Below are 21,599 nucleotides of genomic sequence, written 5' to 3'. Positions count from 1 at the left end.
GCTGAATGGTTAATTCCTCGAGTTGCAGTTTGATGATGTTGGCGTAAGTCACTTTTATCGTCATCCGGTTTTTTAAAAGGCTTAGCGAAGTGAAGTCGCTGTGTGGGGATTCGTCGACTTTTAATTAAGTCGATCAGTCACTAATTTTTTCGCGACATAACGTATTCAGTGACCTCGCGGGCTACTGTGGAGCACCCATGAATCATCCAAATCGCAATGTGTTACCGAATATGGTCAGTGAGTTGGCGACAACGTGCGCGCTGCTTAACTGTTTGATCAAAGAGTTCGCCTTGCCGGAAAACTGCGTCAGTTATAGCTGGCCGACGCAGATGCAGGGCATCGCCCCGGGCAGTTACCTTGAGGGCCTGAAATGGAAGGGCATTCCCCTGACCATCAAGCTGCCCAATCAGCAGCAGTTTTTTGTGATGGTGGACCGCCGTGATGGGCTGGGCAGTCACCGTTACCTGTCGGACGTCTATGCCCGGCGCGATGAGGGCGAATGGTCGTGCCTTGGATTCGGCGAGTTCGTCGAGCAGTTGCTCGCGGCGTGCGAACACATGACCCGCGCCAGCAACGACGAGTTGCTGGATCAGGTGTTGCAAAGCCAGTTGCTGACCGCGGCCATTGTTGGCCACAACACACCCAAGGACTCGGACCCGCTCAGCAGCTACCTGGCCAGCGAGCAAGGATTGTGGTTTGGTCATCCGAACCACCCGGCACCGAAAGCGCGGCTGTGGCCCGCTCATCTGGCCCAGGAAACCTACGCCCCTGAGTTCCAGGCCCGCACGCCGTTGCACCTGTTCGAGGTGCCGCTGGAAGGGTTGAGTGTCGGGGCCAACGGCTTGAGCAAAGCCCAGGTACTGGCGGGTTTTGCCGATCAGGCGCAAGCACGGCCGGGGTATGCAGTGATTAGCATGCACCCGGTACAGGCGCAGTTGTTCATGCAGGACGGCCGGGTGCAGCGCTTGCTGAAATCCGCGGCCATCGTCGATCTGGGCGCCACTGGCCTGATGGCCAATCCCACTGCATCGATCCGCACTTGGTACATCGAGGGGCATGAGTTCTTTATCAAGGGCTCGCTGAATGTGCGCATCACCAATTGCGTCAGGAAAAACGCCTGGTATGAGCTGGAAAGCGCGCTGATGATCGACCGTGTCTTCCGCAACCTGCAACTGACCCAGCCCGAGACGCTCGGCGGGTTGTCGGTGGTGGGCGAACCGGGCCTGTTGAGCTGGGCACCACAGCAGTCCAGCGAAGCTGATACACACTGGTTCCGCGAGCAGACCGGCGCGATCCTGCGGGAGAATTTCTGCCTCGACACCGGCACTGACTGCAGCATCATGGCCGGCACACTGTTCGCCCGGGGCCTGCATTTGCGGCCGTTGGTGCATGAGTTCCTGAGTCGCTTCAAAGGTAACGACATCGATGACCAGCAGCTGTTGAGTTGGTTTGACGACTATCAGGCGCTGCTGCTGAGGCCGGTGCTGTCGCTGTTCTTCAACCATGGCATCGTCATGGAGCCGCATTTGCAGAACAGCGTGCTGGTGCATGACAACGGTCGCCCGCAGCGCCTGCTGCTGCGGGATTTTGAAGGGGTGAAACTGACTGAGGAACTGGGTGCTTCCCGGATCGATGCCGACATTCATCCTCGGGTGCGTGAGTCGCTGCTGTATTCCCGACAGCAGGGTTGGAATCGCATCGTCTACTGCCTGTTCGTCAACAACTTGTCCGAGGCGGTGCTGGCCCTGAGTTGGGAGCGTGCGCACCTGGCGCCGCTGATGTGGCAGCGGGTGGAGCAGCAATTGATCAGTATCCGCGCCGAATTGTCCCGCGCTGCGCCGGAGCTGGATGCGCTGATCGCCGGTCAGCCGATTGCTTGCAAAACCAACTTGAAAGTCCGTCTGGCGGCCAAGGCGGATCGTCAGGCCAGCTACGTCAGTCTGGTGTGCCCGTGGGGTAAGGAGGCCACCCATGGGTAAGCTGCCAGCCGCGGTTTTGGCCGCCATCGGCGAAGCCCGCACGCGACACGAAGACCCGTTGGCGCTGTTCATCTATGACCTGGACGCACTGAAACAGCACGTGACCCAGGTGATGGCGGCACTGCCTGAAGGTGTGGAGCTTTACTACGCGATCAAGGCCAACAGCGACCCGCAAATTCTCACCGCCGTAGCACCGCTGGTGCACGGTTTCGAAATTTCGTCTGGCGGCGAGATCGATCGACTCCAGGCTTGCCCGGCCATCAAGCCGTTTATCTTTTCCGGCCCCGGCAAACTGGATTCCGATCTGCGTTTGGCCCTGCAACATCAGGTCGAAGCCGTTCACATCGAAAGCCTGAATGAAATCGTCCGCCTGCAACGGCTGGCACGGGAAGCGGGGCGAGTGCAGGACGTGTTGCTGCGCATCAACCCGCAACTGCCGTCACCCCTGTCGAGCAAACTGGCGATGGCTGGCACGGCTACGCCGTTCGGGATTGACGAGTCGGCATTGGCCCAGGCCGTTAGCTGGGTCGACAGCGTAAGCCATCTGCGGCTCAAGGGTTTCCATGTCCATGCGATGTCCCATCAGTCGCAAGTGGAGCGTCACGAACAACTGCTCGACCTGTACCTGGAACGCTGGCCGCAATGGAAGGCGCTGTCCGCCGACCCGGCGACGATTACCCATCTGAATGTGGGCGGTGGCATCGGGGTCAATTACCTCGGCCCGCAGCAGTTCGACTGGCAGCGTTTGTGCGCGCATCTGGGCCGGTCCCTGGCGACGTGTGTCGATGCGCCGATCGTGCGCTTTGAGCCCGGCCGTTTCATAAGTGCTTACTGCGGTTACTACGCGATTGAAGTGCTGGACACCAAAACCAGTCACGGCAAGCACTTCCTGGTTTGTCGCGGCGGCACACATCAGTTTCGCTTGCCAGTGGCACAGGGGCACGATCACCCGGTCATTCATCTGCCCAGGCACCCGGCAACATCGGGTGCCTTGGAGCAGGCGTGGACCGTGGTCGGGCAACTGTGTACGCCCAAGGATGTGCTGAGTCGCGATTGCCCGCTGACCGGCGTCGAAGTCGGCGACATGCTGGTGCTGCCGTTGGCCGGGGCTTACGGCTACAACATTTCCCATGCGGACTTCCTCTGCCATCCGCGACCGCCGCAAGTGTTTGTGCAAGCGGCAGGAGTCGCACCTTGGGATTGACGTTTGCAGTGCCGCGCTGGCTGGTAGTGGTCAATGTGCTGCTGGGTACCTTGACCGTCAGCCTGAACAACAGCTCGCTCAACCCGGCGTTGCCGGCCTTCATGAGTGCCTTCGATATCGGACCGCTGTTGGCCACCTGGATCGTGGCCGCGTTCATGGTGAGCATGGGCATGACCATGCCGCTCACCAGTTTTCTCAGCCAGCGGGTGGGGCGCAAGCGTCTCTACCTGTGGGGTGTGGCGTTATTTGTCTGCGGTTCGCTGATGGGCGCGCTGGCCGACTCCATCGCATTGGTGATCACGGCTCGCGTGGTGCAAGGCATTGCCAGCGGGCTGATGATCCCGTTGTCGTTGGCGATCATTTTCTCGGTGTACGCCAAAGGCGAGCGGGGTCGGGTTACCGGTTTGTGGGGCGCGGCGGTCATGCTGGCGCCGGCGTTGGGGCCGCTATGCGGCAGCCTGATGCTGGAGTGGTTCAGTTGGCGTTCGCTGTTCCTGATGAACGTGCCGATCGGTTTCGTGGCGCTGATCCTCGGCGTGGCGGTGCTGCCAGCCTCTGAACCGTCCGAGCGCCAACCGTTCGACCTCGCGGGTTATCTGCTGATTGCGGCGGGCATTGGCTTGCTGATGATTGCGGTGGGTCGTCTACGTCACGCCGAAGCCCTGGCTGATCCTCTCAACCTCGGCATGTTGCTGGTGGCGATCGTGTGCCTGGTCGCGTTCGTACGGCTGGAACTGAACCGGACTTCACCCCTGTTGAACCTGCGCATCTTCGCGCTGCGCGGTTATCGCTTGAGCGTGATTATCGCGGTGGTGCAATCGGTCGGGATGTTCGAGTGCCTCGTATTGCTGCCGCTGCTGGTGCAAGTGGTGATGGGCTACAGCCCGATCTGGACTGGCCTGTCGCTGTTGTGCACAGCGTTGTTTGCCAGCCTGTTCGGACATATCGGAGGTCGCTGGCTGGATCGGCACGGGCCGCGGGGCGTGGTGTTCTGGGGGTTGCTGCTGACCGGTGCGTCGACGCTGGGCCTGGGCATGCTCGGCGCTGGCGCCTCCATCGGTGTGGTGTTTTTCCTGATGATGGTTCGCGGCGCCGGGATCGGTCTGTCCTACATCCCCGTTACCACCGCCGGGCTCAACGCGTTGCCTGAACCGATGGTGACCCAGGGCGCGGCGATGAACAACATTTCCCGTCGACTGGTGTCGTCATTGGCCATCGTCATCGCGTCGCTCTGGCTGGAGTTTCGTCTGGCCGCCGAGACCGGGGCCGGGATTCAACAGGCGAGCACCTCTGGGGCGGTCAGCGAAGTGTTCATGGCCACCGGCATCCTGGTTCTGTTGGCGCTGCCCTGCGCCTGGCGTTTTCCCGTTCACGCATCCGACGAGCCGGTCGAGGCACTGCCCTCGGCCCTCGAACAACGTTAATTATCTAATCGACAAGGTATGACAATGGCGACCTCTTCTCAGGCAACCCATCAGGCTCAAGATCACGCGCCAGGCGTCTGGCTGGCGAGCGCTGACACACGGCACTACCAACAAGTGGAACAGCGGGTGGTCGGTCAATTGCTGCAAACCCTGCTGTATGAAAACGTGCTGCCTTACCGCCATTCTCCATTGAGCGGCAGCCAATGCCGGTTTGTCGTCAGCGGCCTCGATGCACAGCAACAACCGGTGGAATACCACTGCACAGGCTTGCTGAGCGCCAGCTTCGAACTGATCCGCCTTGATTACGCCACCCTTGAACGCGTCAATGCTTCGGGCGAACACAGCCGTGTGCGCCTGCATCAAGCGCTGGCCGAATTGCTGGTCGAGCTTCAGGACAGCCCGCACCTGCCACGCTTCACCCATGAACTGGAACAGACGCTGCTCAAGGATCTGCAATCGCGCAGTCAGGGTTATCAGGCGGCCCAGCCATCCCATCAACTGGATGTCGATGCGCTGGAACAGCACTTCATGGACGCCCATAGCTATCACCCTTGCTACAAATCGCGCATCGGTTTCTCGCTCAAGGACAACGCCAGCTATGGGCCGGAATTTGCCGCGCCCGTCGCGATTGTCTGGCTGGCGGTGGCCAAATCCTGTGGGGCGATGAACGTCTCGCGGCACTTGCAATACGACGGCTTCATCCAGCAGGAATTCGGCCTGCAGCGCTGGCAGCAACTCGCCGAAAGCCTCATCGATCAAGGCAAGTCGCTGGGCGATTACTGGTTGATGCCGGTGCACCCGTGGCAGTGGGAAAACGTCATTGTCCCGGTGTTTTACCCAGAGCTGGTCAGCGGAGAGGTGATCTATCTGGGCACCACCGATGATCGCTACCAGGCTCAGCAGTCGATCCGCACCTTGGCCAATGTCACTGAAAAACAGCGGCCTTACGTCAAGCTCGCGTTGAGCATGACCAACACGTCCAGCACACGCATTCTGGCCCGGCACACCGTGATGAACGGCCCGATCATCACTGACTGGCTGCACCAGTTGATCCGCAGTGACAGCACGGCGCGCGACCTGGGTTTTGTGATTCTCGGCGAGGTGGTCGGCGTCAGTTTTGACTACGAGCACCTGCCGGCCACGCGCATGTCCCAGGCCTACGGCACGATGGGCACTCTGTGGCGCGAAAGCATCCATCAATACCTGCAGGAAGATGAGCAAGCGGTGCCGTTCAATGGCCTGAGTTCTGTGGACAACCGCTACGGCAGCGGTGAACAGATCCCGTTCATCGATGCCTGGATCACACAATACGGGCTGCATGCCTGGACCCGCCAACTGTTGCAGGTCGCGGTGTCGCCGATCATTCACATGCTCTACGCCGAAGGCATCGGCATGGAGTCCCACGGTCAGAATATCGTCCTGATCGTCAAGCAGGGCTGGCCGCAGCGTATTGCTTTGAAAGATTTCCACGACGGTGTGCGCTATTCACCCGAGCATCTCGGGCGCCCCGAGCTGTGCCCGACCCTGGTACCACTGCCAGCCAGCCACGCCAAGCTCAACCGCAACTCGTTCATCCTCACCGATGACGTGGATGCGGTACGGGATTTCTCCTGTGATTCGTTCTTCTTCATCTGCCTGGCCGAGATGGCGATCTTCCTGCATCAGCACTATCAACTGGAGGAAGCCCTGTTCTGGCAGATGACCGCCGAAGTGATCTCGGCTTACCAGGCCGAACACCCGCAACACCGTGTGCGTTATGAAACGTTTGATGTGTTCGCGCCGTTCTATGAAGTCGAAGAACTGACCAAGCGCCGCTTGCTGGGCGATGGCGAACGTCGTTTCAAATCAGTGCCGAATCCGCTGCATGCCTTCCGGCCGCAATCATGCTGAGGACCAACCTACTCAAGCAGAAACTCACGGCGGGTGCGCCGGTGTATGGGTTGATCAGTTCGATTCCGGCACCGGCGGCCATCGAGTTGATTGCCGAAGCCGGTTTCGATTTCGTGATCATCGATATGGAACACGTGCTGATCAATCCCGAAACTGTGGAGAACATGATTCGCACCGCCGAGAGCTACGCGATCACGCCGTTGGTGCGGGTCGCGGACCTCAACCCGAAAACCCTGCTGCGCCTGCTCGATGGGGGTGCCCAGGGCATTGTGTTGCCGATGATCGAAGCCCCCGAGCCATTGGCCCAGAGCATCCGCGCCTGCAAATACCACCCGCAGGGCACTCGCAGCCTAAATGCCGGGCGCCCCGGCGCGTTTGGTAAACACAGCCTGGCGAACTACATCGAGCTGGCCAACGAGCAAATCATGATCGTGGCGATGATCGAAAGCGCCGAAGGTGTGCGGCGCGCCGCAGAGATTGCGGCCGTTCCCGGCCTCGACATGATTCTCGAAGGCGCTGCCGATTTATCGCAATCGATGGGCCTGCCCTGGCAGATCGACCGGCCCGAGGTGCAGCAAGCGTTGCTCGCCGCTTGGCAAGCAACCCGTGCCGTGGGCGTGCCGTATTGCGCGATTCCACGCCAACCGGGCGACCACGAACGGTGGTTGAGCCGGGGCGTAAAAAGTTTTGTTTTGGGTGACGAGCGTGGCATCGCTTTTCGTGCCCTCCAGGCCAGATTGGCCGCCACTTCAGCAGAAGGAAAATAATCCGATGAACTTCACCACGATGGCCGCCGACAGGGTGATGCAAGATCTGGTCGATTGCTTGCTGGCCGAACATTTTTTCGGGACCGAACCGCTGAACCTGATGGCGCCCGCGTCATCGGTCGATCAGCCGTTCAGCGGATTGAGCGCCGAGCAGCGCATCTGGGAATGGCACAGTGCGCCGCAGGCCTCGATCGTCGTGGCACTGCGCCCCGGCATTACTCAGCAATGGGAAAAGGTACCGGGTACGCCCGTCGTGGGTCGGGAGAATGGGCAACTGAGAGAACTGTCGCCTGAAGCGTTCATGACCCAAGTGTTGGCCGGAATGACCGATCGCTACGAGGACAATGAAAAGGGCTTTGCGCTGTTCCTTGATGTATTGCGCACCAGCGTTAGCCAAACTGAAATGTCATTGGCCCATCGGGTCGACAGCCAGCGCTTGCTGGAAAAAAGTAACGCGGATTTTTTCCTGACCATGGAGCAGTGGGCTTCGCTGCGTGATCGTCCTTACCATCCACTGGCCAAAGCCAAGCAAGGTTTGGATGACGCGGAATATCAGCAGTATCAAGCGGAATTCGCCCAGCCAGTGGCGCTGAACTGGGTCGCGATCGACCGCGCGCTGCTGCAATGCGGCGACGGTGTGGTGGACCTGGAGCAGAGCTATCCCGCCCGCTACCTGTTGCCGCCGGCGTTGCAGGCCGACTTGCATAAAGAACTGCAACAACGGGGTATCGCCCAGAGCCACATCGCACTGCCGGTGCACCCATGGCAGTTCGACCATGTACTGGAGGCGCAACTCGGCGATGCTTTCGCCAAGGGCGACTGCCAGCGACTGAAATTCACCGACGGCGATTTCTTCGCCACCTCATCGTTGCGTTCGATGACCCCCTGCTTCAACAGCGCTGATTACCTGAAGTTACCGATGGCGATCTATTCGCTGGGTGCCTCGCGTTACCTGCCTGCGGTGAAAATGATCAACGGCGGTTTGAGTGAAGCGCTGTTGCGCCGGGCACTGGGCAAGGATCAGACGCTGCAACAGTCCCTGCACCTGTGCGATGAAACCAAGTGGTGGGCGTTCATGCCGCCGCACGCGACACTGTTCGACGAAGCGCCGCGTCATCTGGCAGCCATGGTTCGCAGTTATCCTTCGGTGCTGCTCGAAGAGGCGGACACCCGACTGGTGCCCATGGCGGCCCTCGGCACGCCATTGCCCGGCAACAACCAGCACTTTTTCGATGACTGGATGGGCTACCGTCAACTGCCGGCCAACACCGCGTCGGTGATGACGCTGTTCCGCGAGTTGTGCCACAGCTTCTTCGAGATCAACCTGCGGATGTTCCGCATCGGCATGCTCGGTGAAGTTCACGGGCAGAACGCGGTGCTGGTCTGGAAGGCCGGCTACGCCCAAGGGCTGTTGCTGCGCGATCACGATTCGTTGCGCATTTACGTGCCGTGGCTGGAACGCAATGGCCTGGCCGATCCGGCGTACCGGCTCAAGAAAGGGCACGCCAACACGCTGTATCACGAGCGTCCCGAAGACCTGTTGTTCTGGTTGCAGACACTGGGGATCCAGGTCAACTTCCGGGCGATCATCGATACGCTGGCGCAGGTTTACTCGCTGCCGGCCAGTACCTTGTGGACGGCGATGGGCGAAGTGCTGAACGAGTTGATTGACACTATCGAGTTCGACACTGAAGCCCGGGCGATGATCAAGCAGCAATTGTTCGAAGCCCCTCACTGGCCACAGAAACTGCTGCTCACGCCAATGATCGAGCGGGCGGGCGGTCCCGGCAGCATGCCGTTCGGTAAAGGCCAGGTGGTGAACCCTTTCCACCGGTTGCATCGTGAAGCCTGACCTTCATTGCCATCCCTCCAGGCGCACGCTGCTGCGCCTGTCGTTGGGCGTGCTTGCACTCAGGTTTACCCCATCGGCGTGGGCCCAGGCCGACGCCGCGCCGCTGCGGGTGATCACCCTGTTTCAGGGCGCCACCGACAGCGCCGTGGCGTTGGGCATCACACCGTGCGGCATCGTCGATTCCTGGAGCGAAAAACCGACCTATCGCTATCTGCGTTCGACGCTGGAGCCGGCGCCCCATGTCGGGCTGGAAACCCAGCCCAGTCTTGAGGACATCGCGCTGCTGAAGCCGGACGTGATCTTCGCCTCGCGCTTTCGCCATGAACGCATCGCACCGTTGCTCAAGCAGATCGCCCCGGTGGTGATGGTGGAGGAAGTGTTCGAGTTCAAACAGACCTTGGCATTGATGGGCGTCGCCTTGCACCGCCAGCAGCAGGCCAACGAAGTGTTGGCCCGCTGGCAGCTGCGCACGGCGCAACTGCGCCAACAACTGCAGAAGAAGTTTGCCGGGCGCTGGCCGCCCACGGTGTCGATTCTGGATGTCCGTGAAGACCATATCCGCAGTTATTTGCCGGCCAGCTTTCCAGGTTCGGTGATCACCGAGCTAGGTTTCGACTGGAGTGAGGCCAGTCGGGCAGCGAGTGGGGCATCTATCAAACTCACCAGCAAGGAGAGCCTGGCGGTGGTGAATGCCGACATTTTCTTTGTCTTCATGCGCGCGGAGAAACCGGCAGTGCAGCGAAACTATGAACACCTGGTGCAGCATCCGCTGTGGCAGCAAATGCGTGCGCCACAACAGGGGCAAGTGTGGCGGGTCGACGGGGTGACCTGGAACCTGTCCGGGGGAATTTTGGGGGCGAACCTGATGCTCGATGACGTTGCGCGGCTGGTCACGGCGGACGCGGCCTCATGAGCAATGGTTTGAAGTTGTGGATTGCCGGTGTCGTGTTGCTGATGAGTTGCGTGCTGAGCCTGGCGGTCGGCGCGACCTGGATTCCGTTGTCGCAGATTGTGGCGGCGTTTGCGCATCCCGATCCGTTGAGCGTCAGTCATGTGCTGGTGACCACTACGCGCCTGTCGCGCACCTTGATGGCCGTGGCCGTGGGCGCGAGCCTGGCAGTGGCGGGGGCCTTGATGCAGGCGCTGACGCGCAATCCGCTGGCGTCACCCGGGTTGTTCGGGATCAATGCCGGCGCGACGTTTTTTATCATTCTGGGTTCCTCGCTGTTTTCCCTGTCATCCCCGGATGCCTGGCTGTGGTGCGCGTTCATGGGCGCGGCCGTGGCCGGTTGTCTGGTGTGGCTGATCGGCAACATGGGCCAGGGCAGTCTCAGCCCGCTGCGCATTGTGCTGGCGGGTGCGGCGATGGCGGCTTTGTTCTCTGCCTTCAGCCAGGCGTTGCTGGTGGTCAATCAGGATGGGCTGGACACCGTGCTGTTCTGGCTGGCGGGATCGTTGACGGAGCGCAGCCTGTCGGTCGCCGCGCCATTGCTGCTGTGTGGCGTACTCGGACTGTTCGGCGCGATGTTGCTGGCGGGGCAGGTCAACGTGCTCAACGCAGGCGAGGAGATTGCCACCGGCCTGGGCCAGCGAACCGGTTTGATCCGGCTATTGATGAGCGTGCTGGTGGTCTGCCTGGCGGGCAGTGCCGTGGCATTGGCGGGCAGCATCGGGTTTATCGGTTTGCTGGTGCCGCACATGGTGCGCAAGGGGTTGTCCATCGATCATCGCTGGTTGCTGCCGGGGTGTGCGCTGCTCGGCGCGATTGTTCTATTGCTGGCGGACACCTTGTCGCGGGTGTTGATCCTGCCTCAGGAAGTGCCGGTGGGCGTGATGACGGCGTTGTTCGGCGCACCGTTTTTTATTCTGTTGGCCCGACGTGGAGGTCGTTATGGATAAGGTCCTGACCTGGCGGCGCAGCGGGTTTTCCCGGCGGATCAACGTCATCACGTTGTGGCGGTTACTGGCGGCGTTGATGGTGACGGTGCTGATCATGCTCGGTTCGCTGTCACTGGGCAAAGTCATGCTGTCGCCGCTGGAGGTGCTGCGAATTTTGCTGTCGAGCCAGGACGCCAGCCTGACGTTCATCGTCGAGCAACTGCGCTTTCCACGCATGCTGTTGGCAGCGTTGGTGGGGGCGGCGCTGTCGGTGTCGGGGCTGATTCTGCAAAGCATCATCCGCAACCCGCTGGCGTCCCCTGACCTGCTGGGTATCACCAGTGGCGCCAGTGCGGCGGCGGTGCTGTATTTGTCGTTTTTCTCCGTGGCGCTGGGCCAACAGTATCTGCCGCTGGCGGCGATGCTCGGCGCGGGGCTGGCAGCATTGGCGATCTATCTGCTGGCCTGGAAACAGGGCGCTTCACCGCTGCGACTGGTGTTGATTGGCGTCGGCGTCTGCGCGATGTTGACGGCGGCGACCACCTTCATTCTGGTCTTCAGCCCGCTGACCACGACCCTGTCGGCTTATGTCTGGCTGACCGGCAGCGTGTATGGCGCCAGTTGGCCGGAACCGCTGGCGCTGGGTCGCTGGTTGTTGGGCATTTGCCCGCTGCTGGTGCTGCTGGCCCGGCAGGTGATGGTGCAACAACTGGACGACAACCTGGCCCAGGGCATAGGCGTTCGCGTGCAGTGGTTGCGCGCCGGTTTGTTGCTGGTGAGCGTGGCCTTGGCTGGGGCAGCGATTGCCTGGGGCGGGGCGATTGCATTTGTCGGATTGATTGCGCCACACATTGCCAAGCGTCTGGTGGCCCCGGGTTTCGGCGGTCAGGCGGTGATGGCGGCGCTCGTCGGGGCGAACCTAGTGGTGCTGGCCGACCTTGCCGGGCGTGTGCTGTTTTTGCCGCTGGATCTGCCGGCCGGCATTTTTGTCGCCGTGCTGGGCACACCCTTTTTTCTCTATTTGTTGATTAAACAACGTCATTAAGGAATTCAACGTATGACGTCGATTGCAAGTCGCGGCCTGACCCTGAGTTATCAGCGCCAGGTGATTATTGACGCGCTGGACATGCAACTGCCCCAGGGCAAGATTTCGGTACTGATTGGCAGCAACGGCTGCGGCAAAAGCACCTTGCTCAAATCCTTCGCCCGACTGCTGAAACCGCAGCAGGGTTCGGTGATTCTCAACGGTGTGGATATTCAGCAAAAGTCCACGGCTGCCGTGGCCCGGGAGTTGGCCATTTTGCCCCAGACCCCCAGCGCGCCGGAGGGCATCACCGTCCGGCAATTGGTGGCGCTGGGGCGTTACCCGTATCAGAGCTGGATGCAACAGTGGTCGGCGCAAGACGAAGCCATGGTCAACCGCGCGCTGGCGCAAACCAGTCTGCAGGCCCTGGCGGATCGACCGGTGGACGCGTTGTCCGGCGGGCAACGCCAGCGTGCGTGGATCGCCATGACCCTGGCCCAGGACACCGGCATCGTGCTGCTCGACGAGCCCACCACCTTTCTCGACCTGGCGCACCAGATCGAAGTGCTGGACCTGCTGCGCGACCTCAATCGGCTGGAAAACAAAACCATCATCATGGTGCTGCACGACCTCAATCTGGCCTGTCGTTATGCCGACCATATGGTGGCGGTGCACAACCAGACCGCGTTTGCCCAAGGCCGGCCCGACGAAGTGCTGACCGAGGCACTGGTCAAAACCGTGTTCGACCTCAATTGCCGGATCATTCCCGATCCGTTCTTCGGGACGCCGCTGTGCATTCCGTTTGGCCGGGAGCTGCCGCAATGAGTCTGGCGCGACATTTCACGGCGCCGGAGTGGGCGGTGTTGTCCGCAGGCTTGCGGCTCAAGGGCAGCGACGAGCGCGACCCGTTGCGCTCGTTGCTGGCCCGGGATTTGTTGCAGGAGGACGTGTGCGAGCAACTGCTGGACGCCCTGGGTCCGGTGATTGGCTCGCCCACCCGGGCGATCACGGCCTCGCTGCTGGGCAAGCGCTTGTCCTTCCTGGCGACCGGCGCCTGCTTGTATGCGATGTCGGTGTATGACAAAGGGCTGCTGCTGACGCTCGACAACTCGGTGATTGAATACGGCCACGATGACGGGTTGTGGACGTCTTCGATGCCGCTGCATCACGGCCAGCCGCTGACGTATGGGGTCAATGAACGCGAAGCCTGGCGGGAAGCCTTGGTGCAGGGACTGTTCGCTGGACTGCTGAAGCCGTTGTGGCACACCTTCAATCGGGTTACCGGTGTTTCCCGGCGCATCCTCTGGGAAAACACCGCCGTGCGCGTTTATTCGCTGTATGAAAAGCGCATGGCGAAAATCGACGATCCATCGATACGGGCGCGTTATGAAGCGGACTTCCAGTGGCTGCTGACCCAAGCCGAACCCGCACTGTTCGGCCTCGACTACAACCCGCTGAGCCACTTCCGCCGACCACCGACGCTGGTGGACGACGGGCAGCGCAGCATTCGCTTTCGCCGAACCTGTTGCTTTTACTACCTGGCCACCGAGCCCGCTGAATACTGCTCGACCTGCCCATTGCTACGTCCGGGGAAATGCCGATGAGTTACCAGATAAGCCCTCGCCAGCAGCTCGTCAGTCCAGAGTTGATCGACCAGTACCGGGCAATCCCGTCGTCCACGATAGGCCATTTTTCCGACCGCGGCTTCCTGCGGGGAATCAAGCCGCTGTTCAACGATATCCGCATGGTCGGCAATGTGGTCACCGTCAAAGTTTTCCCACCGGACGGCAGCATTTTGCGTGAAGCGTTGCTGCTGAGTGAGCCAGGCGACGTGCTGGTGATCGAATGTGTGGGCGACGCAGAGTGCGGCTGCTGGGGTGAGCTTCGGACCTTGGCTGGCTTGATCAAGGGACTGGCCGGGGTGGTGGTATCGGGCGCGGTTACTGATGTCGGCGCCTTGCGTCTTCATGGGTTGCCGGTGTTTTGTCGCGACGTCAGTGCGTTCACCACTCGGGGTATTGGCGCCGAGGGTGAAGTCAATCAGCCGATCCAGGTGGGCGAGGTTCGGGTGCAGCCAGGGGACTTGGTCATTGGCGACGAGGACGGCGTCTACATTCTCGATGCCCGGCGAGCTGCCGAACTGCTGCCCGAATTAATCACCAAGGAAGAAACCGATCAACGCCGCCGCGCGGAGTTCCTGCTCAGACTGGACGCCCGCCTGTCCTAAGGCATCATCGATTTGCTGCGTCGAACAGTCGCGGTTTTTTGATTCGCTGGTCAGTTTTTTGTTTGCCGCAATGGCATTAGTCTATAAACTTAACCTTTCGGTCAGCTTTGCGCTGTCAAACTCAGCCCTTTGAATCGTCAAAAAGGGCTTCCGCTAGACTCGAGATTTCCAGTACATAACCAGAAGGGCGGGCCCATAACCGCCCAGAGGATGATCCATGTCCAACCGTGAAATATCCCGGCGCTCGTTCCTTCAGGGCGGGCTGGTAGCGGGTGTGAGCGTGACGCTCACGCCACTGAGCAGCCAGGCGCTGGCAGCCTTGATGGAAAACAGCGTGACCGTGCCGTCCGAGCAATGGCTCGGCAACAACGGCAAGGCACGCACGCGTAACGATGCCTTGTCGAAGGTCTGCGGCAGCAAAGTCTTTGCCCGCGACATCCGCGCCAAGGACATGCCGGGCTGGCCGCAGCAACAAGGCCACGCCATGCTGCTGAAAACCATCAAGGCCGACCGCATCTACGCGGGCATGGACCTGTCGTGGCTTGGCGCCGAATTGCAGCCCGACCGCATCGTCACCGCCGCCGACCTGGAGAAAGACGGTATCGCCTTTCCGGAAGATCACGCGCCTGATCCGCTGCTGCCGGAAGGCAAGGTGCCGATGTTCATCGGTCATCCGGTGGCGATCCTGATCTGGAACGACTTCGAGCGTTTTCGCCAGGCCAAGGCCAAACTCAAATTCAATGACAAAGCAATCCGCTACGGCGCCCAAGTGCCGTTCTACGAAGGCGATCCCTACGGCAGCTTCCGCTACGTGCGTGTGGGCGGCAAGACCTCGGCAGACGAAGACGAATTCGCCAGCCTCAAGGACTCGATCCTGTTTCCGATGCTGAAAAACCGTCGCCCGGTGTGGAATTCCCAACCGAACCTACACGGCAACCTGACCGAGCGCGGGTTGTTCTACGCTGATCGCATGAAACAGCAGATCGACACGCCGCCGGACAACTGGCTGGTGTTCGACGAACGCTACAAAACCCCATCGATCGAACCCGCCGCGATGGAGCCGGACAACGGCAACGGTTGGTACGACCCGGCGACCAAGACCCTGCATTTCGTGGTAGCGACCCAGTGCCCGCTGGAAACCGCGACCGAAACCGCGAAGATGATCGCGCCGTCTCGCTTCGGTCTGGCGCACTTGAACATGCACCCAGGCTACACCGTCGGCTACGGTTCCAAGGACCACAACATTTTCGTCTACTACGCGGCCCTCGCGGCGTTGTACGGCGCGGGTGTGCCGGTGCGCCTGGCCAACGATCGCTATGAGCAGTTCCAGAGCGGCATCAAGCGTCACCCGTTCGATATCCGCTATCAATTGGCGGTGGACAAGACCGATCACAGCTTCAAGATTTTCCGCGCCGAGATGAGCGTCGACGGCGGCGGGCGAGTCAACTACAGCCCATCGGTGGCGGCGGTTGGCGCCACGGCGGCGCAGTCGATCTACTACATGCCGCAGAACGATTTGCAGGTCACGGCCTACCATTCTCGCGCCGTTGAAGCCGGTTCGATGCGTGGCTACGGCACCCTGCAAAGCATGGCGTCCACCGAGATGATGGTCGACGAAATTGCCGATCGCCTCGGCATCGATGCCATCGACCTGCGCAAGAAAAACGCCATGGTCTCGGGCATGAAAAACACCCAGGGCGCGGTGCCGGCGGGTGCCTTGCGCTTGCACGAGATTCTCGATAAGGCCGCCGTTCACGAAGTCTGGAAAAACCGCGACGCGATCAAAAAGCAGCGCGAAGCGCAGGATCCGGATAACTGGTATGGCGTGGGTTTTGCCATCTGCCAGAAAGACTTCGGCACCGGTTCCGAAGCGCCGATGGCCAGTATCGAATTCACCGCGCAAGGGCATATGACCTTGCGCCACATCGGTATCGAAATCGGCACGGGCATGTCCACGTCCCAGGCGTTGGTCGTGGCTGACTTCCTCGGCATCGCGGCGACTGAAGTGAAGACCGGCGAGACCGAATGGAAGGAGTTGCAGCTCATCAGCGGCGGCAACCCGTACATCATGAGTCAGGCCGAGCAGGACAGTTTGCTGCGTAATCCGCGCTGGGTCGGCAAGATTGCCTCGGCGTCGTCGGCGACCAACTCTGCGTACTACTTCAGCCACGCCACCCGTGAAGCGGCACGCGTGCTGTTCAACCACGGTTTGTGGCCGGCGGCGTTGCAGATCTGGAGTCAGGGCCCTTACGGCGGTTCGGCCAACCCTTATGTGGTGCGTCGCGAAGATGCGCACTGGGTCGACGGCAAACTTACCGCCAACGGCATGCAGCCGTTGAGCTTTGAGCAATTGGCCAAACATGCCCACGAACGCGGTTTGGTCACTGGCGCGACCGTGCACGGTTTCAACCGCTGGAGCTGGGCCGAGGCCGAGTTCAGCATCGACGGCGTGCGTGAGCGTCTGCCGCTCGACGCCCTGGCGGTCAAGTATGGCGACGGCGCTCCAAACGTGAAAAAGGCGCAAATGAACAGCGCCGGTTTCCACCTGCTGGATCGCCAGAATGTGCATTACCCGGACACTCAGTTGAACAACGCGGCCGTGACTTACTACAGCCCGGTGGCGACGCTGGTGGAAGTGAAAGTGAACAAGGGCTCGGCCGAAGTGCAGGTGCTCGATCATCACTCGTGGGTCGAGTGCGGTCGGGTGCTGGTGGAAGAACTGGTCAGGGGCCAGATCGAAGGCGGGATCGCCATGGGCATCGGCCATGCGTTGATGGAAGAGATGCCGTTGTACGAAGGCGGACCGGGGGAGGGTGACTGGAACTTCAACCGTTACCGCTTGCCGATGGCGCGCCACGTTGCGGTGTGGAAGCAGACAGCTGAAATCCTGCCGCCGTTGTCGCCGAGCGATCCATCGAAGGGCATTGCCGAAGTGGTGATGATCCCGGTGGTCGGTGCCATCGGTAACGCCGTGGCGCACGCCATCGGTAAACGGGTCCGCGACCTGCCTATCACTTCTGCTCGCATCAAGGAGGCCCTCAATGGCTAACCGTCCGCTTCAACTGACCCTCAACGGTCAATCCGTCGGCCCGGTGGACATCCCTGATGATCTGCCGATGATCGACTACTTGCACGAATACAAGAACCTCACCGGCTCGCGTCTGGGCTGCGGCCAGGGCATCTGCCACGCCTGCGTGGTGATCGTCGACAACCCGGACGGCACCAGCGAAGAAGTGCGCACCTGCATCACCGGCGCGCATTACTTCGAAGGCAAAAAAGTACGCACTATCGAAGGCCATGCGAAACGTGACGAGGAAGGGAAAGTCACTGAGCTGAACCCGATCCAGCAGCGTTTCGTCGATGAATTCGCTTTCCAGTGCAGCTACTGCGCCCCCGGATTTGTGAATGCCGCGACGGTATTGGTCGAGAAGCTGCAGCGTCAGCCCATCGTCAAAAGCCAACTGGAAAAAGTCATCGAGGACAGCCTCGGTCACCACATCTGCCGTTGCACCGGCTACGTGCGCTACTACAGCGCGACGCGCAACGTGCTGACCGATCTCGGCCTGGTCAAGGAGGGTTGAGCATGAAGCAACTACTTTCCCGCCTGGCATTGGCGGTTGGTCTGGCTGCGCCGGTATTGCTGGCCCACGCGGAAGATCAGGTCAAGCACGGCGAATACCTCGCCCGCGCTGCCGACTGCATGGCTTGCCACACCGCGCCGGGTGGCGCGCCGTATGCGGGCGGTCTGCCGATTGTCTCGCCGTTCGGTACGATCTACGGCACCAACATCACCCCGAGTAAAGAGCACGGCATCGGCCTTTACAACGATGACGAGTTCTTTGCTGCGCTCACCGAAGGCAAGCGTCGCGACGGCGCGAACCTGTATCCGGCGATGCCGTACACCTCGTATCACTTGATGCCGCGTGAAGATTCCGATGCGATTCATGCGTACCTGAAAACCATCGAGCCGATTGAGCGTGCAGCCCCGGTCACCAGCCTGAACTTTCCATTCAACGTGCGCCTCGGTCTGATGGGCTGGAACATGCTTTACGGCAAGGACGTGAAATTGGCGCCCACCGAAGGCAAAAGTGACGCCTTCAAGCGTGGCCAGTATCTGGTCGACGTGCTCGGCCACTGCGGCGAATGCCACACCCCGCGCGGTTTACCGGGGGCGATGCAGCAGGACAAACGTATGACGGGCGGCCTGCTCAATGGCTATCTGGCGCCAAGCCTGTTGGCCAATGACCTGGCGGCTCGCGGCTGGAATCATCAGGACCTGAGTTCGTTCCTCAAGCACGGCATGAGCGCCCAGGGCACGATGTTCAACGAAATGTTCCCGGTGTTTCACAACAGCACCCAGGGCCTGACAGATCCGGACCTGGCGGCGATGGCGACCTTCCTGCTCGGCGATCAACCACCGGCGGCGAAAGTGCTGACAGACATGCCGTTGGACAAACTCACGGCGAGCGCCCAGCGTGGGCGGCAGGAATACCTCAACGTCTGCGCCGGTTGCCACGCTGTCGGTGGCGAAGGCAAGCCGCACATTGCCGTGGCCATGCGGGGCAACACCACGCTGCGCCTGGAAGATCCGCGCAACCTGGTCCGGGTGATCGACGACGGTATTGGTGAGCAGAAGTTTTCCGGGTTCGAACACATGCAACCGATGCCGGGGTTTGCCGAGAAGCTCAGTCACGAGCAACTCACTGATCTGCTGAACTACCTGCGTCAAGCGTGGGGTGGTCAGGCTGGTGATCTGGCGGTCAATGATGTGCAGACGTTGCGCGCCGATGCGCCGCCGCTCGAGCACAAGGCGCACTGACATGCAGCATCTCGACCTGCAAGTGGTGCGCCGGGCGCTGGAGTGGTCGACGACCGGAAAGCGCCTTTGGCTCTGTACGGTGCTTGCCACCTACGGCTCGGCGCCTCGTGCGCCGGGTTCGCTGCTGGCGGTGAACACCGACGGGCAATGGATCGGTTCGCTGTCGGGCGGTTGTGTCGAGGAGGATTTTCTCGAGCGAGTCGCCGAAGGGGCGTTCCTTGAAGCGGTCAGCGTCGTCCGTTATGGCGAGGGCGACGATCCACGCTCCCGGGTAAGTTTGCCCTGTGGCGGTGTGCTCGATGTGCTGGTGGAGAAGCTTGAGCCCGATTGCGAGGTTCAGGCACACCTGCGGGAGCTGGAGTCGGCGCTGCTGGGGCAGCGTCGACTGATCCGCGAGATCGATCTGGCCAATGGTGCGCGCAGCCTGTTCGATGATCGCGAGCAGGGTGTGCGAATCGAACGTGAGATCGATCGGGTGCGCGTGCGCATCGGTGCGGCACAGCGATTGTTGCTGGCGGGGTATTCCTCAGTCGCTCAGGCCTGCGCGGAGTTTGCCGTCGGGCTGGGTTTCGAAGTCATTCTCTGTGATCCGCGCGACGAGGTGCTGGAAGGCGTGGTGCTGGAAAACGTCGAGATTCGTCGCCAACTGCCCTCGGTATTCATCGCTGACGGCGGCTGCCACAGCGACACCGCGGTGGTGGCGCTGACCCACGATCCGCGCATCGATGACTTGGCGATGATGGAAGCGGTGCGCACCGAGGCGTTTTACATCGGTGTGATGGGGTCTATGCAAACCTCGCAAAAGCGCTTCGAGCGATTGCGTCGGATTGGTGGTTTGGGGGAATTGGAGCTGTCGCGGATTCATGCACCCATCGGCCTGAACCTGGGCAGCAAAACCCCCGCTGAAATCGCCCTCGCCGTACTCGCCGACATCCTGCGGATTCGCAGCGGGATAGCGCGGGATCGACTCTGACCCCCCGATTCTTCTTGTAGGAGTGAGCCTGCTCGCGATAGCGGTTTTCCTGTCAATACTTCATAGACTGACACTCCGCCATCGCGAGCAGGCTCACTCCTACAAGGGATAGTGCTGACTTTCCAGGCTGATACAAAAAGGGGCCGCATTCAGCGGCCCTTTTTTGTATCAGTATCCGAACTTGTCCCGCAGCCCGTAGTACCAGGCGCCTAACGCCGCAAACGGTGTGCGCAGCAATTGTCCGCCGGGGAACGGATAGTGCGGCAGATCAGCAAACGCATCAAAACGCTCGGCCTGACCTCGCAACGCTTCGGCCAACACCTTGCCTGCCAGGTGCGTGTACGTCACGCCATGACCGCTACAGCCTTGGGAATAGTAAATGTTGTCACCCAGTCGCCCGACCTGCGGAAGGCGCGACAGGGTCAGCAGGAAGTTGCCCGTCCAGGCGTAGTCGATTTTCACGTCCTTGAGCTGCGGGAACGCCTTGAGCATCTTCGGCCGAATGATCGCCTCGATGTTCGCCGGATCGCGCGCGCCATACACCACGCCGCCGCCGAAGATCAGCCGCTTGTCGCTCGTGAGGCGGTAATAGTCGAGCAGGTAATTGCAGTCCTCGACACAGTAATCCTGTGGCAGGAGGTTTTTCGCCAATTCGTCACCCAACGGTTCGGTGGTGATGACCTGGGTTCCACAAGGCATCGACTTGGCCGCCAGTTCCGGCACCAGATTACCGAGATAAGCGTTGCCGGCGACGATGATGAACTTGGCCCTGACCTTGCCCTGTGGCGTATGCACCACCGGATTGGCGCCGCGCTCGATGCGCACCGCTGGCGACTGCTCATAGACAGTGCCGCCCAGCGACTCAACAGCCACTGCCTCGCCCAGCACCAGGTTGAGCGGGTGAATGTGCCCGCCACTCATGTCGAGCATGCCGCCGACGTACTGATCACAGTTCACGACTTCACGGATGCGGCGTTGATCCATCAGCTCAAGCTGCGTGTGGCCGAAACGCTCCCACAGGCGCTTCTGCGATTCCAGATGCCCCATCTGCTTGGCCGTGATGGCTGCGAACACGCCGCCGTCCTTCAAGTCGCACTGGATATTATATTTGGCGACCCGCTCACGAATAATCCGACCGCCCTCGAACGCCATCTGTCCCAGCAGTTGAGCCTGCTTGGGGCCGACGCTGCGCTCGATCACGTCGATGTCACGGCTATAGCTGTTGACGATCTGGCCGCCGTTACGGCCCGACGCACCAAAACCCACCTTGGCCGCTTCCAGGACCGTGACTTTAAAACCGCTCTCCAGCAGAAACAGGGCAGAGGACAGGCCGGTGTAGCCGGCGCCAATTACGCAGACATCAGTCTCTACTTCGCCCTGCAAGGCCGGACGCGGCGGGACCGCATTGGCCGATGCGGCGTAATAGGACTCTGGGTAGGGAATGTTCGCCATCCTGCTGCCTCTGTTTAATATATTTTACGAGTGCATTGATCCTACCCGAGTTAAAAATCGACCGCCAGCCACCGGAAATTCTGCTTCTCGGCAGCAAAATTAAATATTTT

General features: G+C 60.8%; 17 protein-coding genes. 16 read left to right on the top strand and 1 reads right to left on the bottom strand.

The genetic code is table 11. The annotated features are described in order from the left end of the window. Positions 1–197 precede the first annotated feature (197 nt). The 16 genes from BMS17_RS04550 to BMS17_RS04475 all read left to right on the top strand — a co-directional run bounded on the left by BMS17_RS04550 (position 198) and on the right by BMS17_RS04475 (position 20,037). The gene (locus BMS17_RS04550; protein WP_046026879.1) at positions 198–1,979 is read left to right on the top strand and encodes an IucA/IucC family siderophore biosynthesis protein; all 1,782 of its coding nucleotides are present in this window, start codon (positions 198–200) and stop codon (positions 1,977–1,979) included. Then, on the top strand, positions 1,972–3,183 hold the full coding sequence (locus tag BMS17_RS04545) for a type III PLP-dependent enzyme (protein WP_077430526.1): 1,212 nt from the start codon (positions 1,972–1,974) through the stop codon (positions 3,181–3,183). Before BMS17_RS04550 ends, BMS17_RS04545 begins: the two co-directional genes overlap by 8 nt. Continuing rightward, the gene (locus tag BMS17_RS04540) at positions 3,180–4,607 is read left to right on the top strand and encodes a DHA2 family efflux MFS transporter permease subunit (protein ID WP_077432168.1); all 1,428 of its coding nucleotides are present in this window, start codon (positions 3,180–3,182) and stop codon (positions 4,605–4,607) included. Before BMS17_RS04545 ends, BMS17_RS04540 begins: the two co-directional genes overlap by 4 nt. An 18-nt stretch (positions 4,608–4,625) precedes the next feature. After that, entirely contained in the window at positions 4,626–6,497 is a 1,872-nt protein-coding gene (locus tag BMS17_RS04535) for an IucA/IucC family siderophore biosynthesis protein (protein WP_077430525.1), read from the top strand. Beyond that, positions 6,491–7,264 (top strand): HpcH/HpaI aldolase/citrate lyase family protein, encoded by a 774-nt coding sequence (locus BMS17_RS04530; RefSeq protein ID WP_046026876.1) that lies wholly within the window; start codon positions 6,491–6,493, stop codon positions 7,262–7,264. The genes BMS17_RS04535 and BMS17_RS04530 overlap by 7 nt, the downstream gene beginning before the upstream one ends. A gap of 4 nt (positions 7,265–7,268) precedes the next feature. Then, positions 7,269–9,116, top strand: a complete 1,848-nt coding sequence (locus BMS17_RS04525; protein ID WP_046026875.1) for an IucA/IucC family siderophore biosynthesis protein — start codon at positions 7,269–7,271, stop codon at positions 9,114–9,116. Beyond that, positions 9,106–10,029 carry an ABC transporter substrate-binding protein gene (locus tag BMS17_RS04520; RefSeq protein WP_046026874.1) on the top strand — a complete coding sequence of 308 codons (924 nt, stop codon included), beginning with the start codon at positions 9,106–9,108 and terminating at the stop codon, positions 10,027–10,029. The genes BMS17_RS04525 and BMS17_RS04520 overlap by 11 nt, the downstream gene beginning before the upstream one ends. Continuing rightward, positions 10,026–11,015, top strand: coding sequence for an iron ABC transporter permease (locus BMS17_RS04515; RefSeq protein WP_046026873.1), 990 nt, complete (start codon positions 10,026–10,028; stop codon positions 11,013–11,015). The genes BMS17_RS04520 and BMS17_RS04515 overlap by 4 nt, the downstream gene beginning before the upstream one ends. After that, positions 11,008–12,039 carry an iron chelate uptake ABC transporter family permease subunit gene (locus tag BMS17_RS04510; protein ID WP_046026872.1) on the top strand — a complete coding sequence of 344 codons (1,032 nt, stop codon included), beginning with the start codon at positions 11,008–11,010 and terminating at the stop codon, positions 12,037–12,039. Before BMS17_RS04515 ends, BMS17_RS04510 begins: the two co-directional genes overlap by 8 nt. 12 nt (positions 12,040–12,051) lie before the next feature. Then, positions 12,052–12,843 (top strand): ABC transporter ATP-binding protein, encoded by a 792-nt coding sequence (locus BMS17_RS04505; RefSeq protein ID WP_046026871.1) that lies wholly within the window; start codon positions 12,052–12,054, stop codon positions 12,841–12,843. After that, positions 12,840–13,622 carry an IucA/IucC family C-terminal-domain containing protein gene (locus tag BMS17_RS04500; RefSeq protein ID WP_077430524.1) on the top strand — a complete coding sequence of 261 codons (783 nt, stop codon included), beginning with the start codon at positions 12,840–12,842 and terminating at the stop codon, positions 13,620–13,622. Before BMS17_RS04505 ends, BMS17_RS04500 begins: the two co-directional genes overlap by 4 nt. Further along, on the top strand, positions 13,613–14,245 hold the full coding sequence (locus BMS17_RS04495; RefSeq protein WP_077430523.1) for an RraA family protein: 633 nt from the start codon (positions 13,613–13,615) through the stop codon (positions 14,243–14,245). The genes BMS17_RS04500 and BMS17_RS04495 overlap by 10 nt, the downstream gene beginning before the upstream one ends. A gap of 217 nt (positions 14,246–14,462) precedes the next feature. Next, entirely contained in the window at positions 14,463–17,294 is a 2,832-nt protein-coding gene (locus tag BMS17_RS04490; RefSeq protein ID WP_077430522.1) for a xanthine dehydrogenase family protein molybdopterin-binding subunit, read from the top strand. After that, positions 17,287–17,826: a (2Fe-2S)-binding protein gene (locus BMS17_RS04485; protein ID WP_046026867.1), complete on the top strand. Its 540-nt coding sequence runs from the start codon at positions 17,287–17,289 to the stop codon at positions 17,824–17,826. Before BMS17_RS04490 ends, BMS17_RS04485 begins: the two co-directional genes overlap by 8 nt. A gap of 2 nt (positions 17,827–17,828) precedes the next feature. Next, positions 17,829–19,064 (top strand): cytochrome c, encoded by a 1,236-nt coding sequence (locus BMS17_RS04480; RefSeq protein ID WP_077430521.1) that lies wholly within the window; start codon positions 17,829–17,831, stop codon positions 19,062–19,064. A gap of 1 nt (position 19,065) precedes the next feature. Then, positions 19,066–20,037 carry an XdhC family protein gene (locus BMS17_RS04475; RefSeq protein WP_077430520.1) on the top strand — a complete coding sequence of 324 codons (972 nt, stop codon included), beginning with the start codon at positions 19,066–19,068 and terminating at the stop codon, positions 20,035–20,037. Positions 20,038–20,205: 168 nt separating this feature from the next. Here BMS17_RS04475 and BMS17_RS04470 read toward each other — a convergent pair whose 3' ends face one another. After that, positions 20,206–21,489 carry an FAD-binding oxidoreductase gene (locus BMS17_RS04470; protein ID WP_077430519.1) on the bottom strand — a complete coding sequence of 428 codons (1,284 nt, stop codon included), beginning with the start codon at positions 21,487–21,489 and terminating at the stop codon, positions 20,206–20,208. Positions 21,490–21,599 lie beyond the last annotated feature (110 nt).

Origin of the sequence: Pseudomonas sp. C9 (assembly GCF_002000165.1) — a bacterium.
In the GTDB taxonomy this organism is placed as follows: Bacteria; Pseudomonadota; Gammaproteobacteria; order Pseudomonadales; family Pseudomonadaceae; genus Aquipseudomonas.
This window is presented reverse-complemented; position numbering and strand designations above follow the sequence as displayed.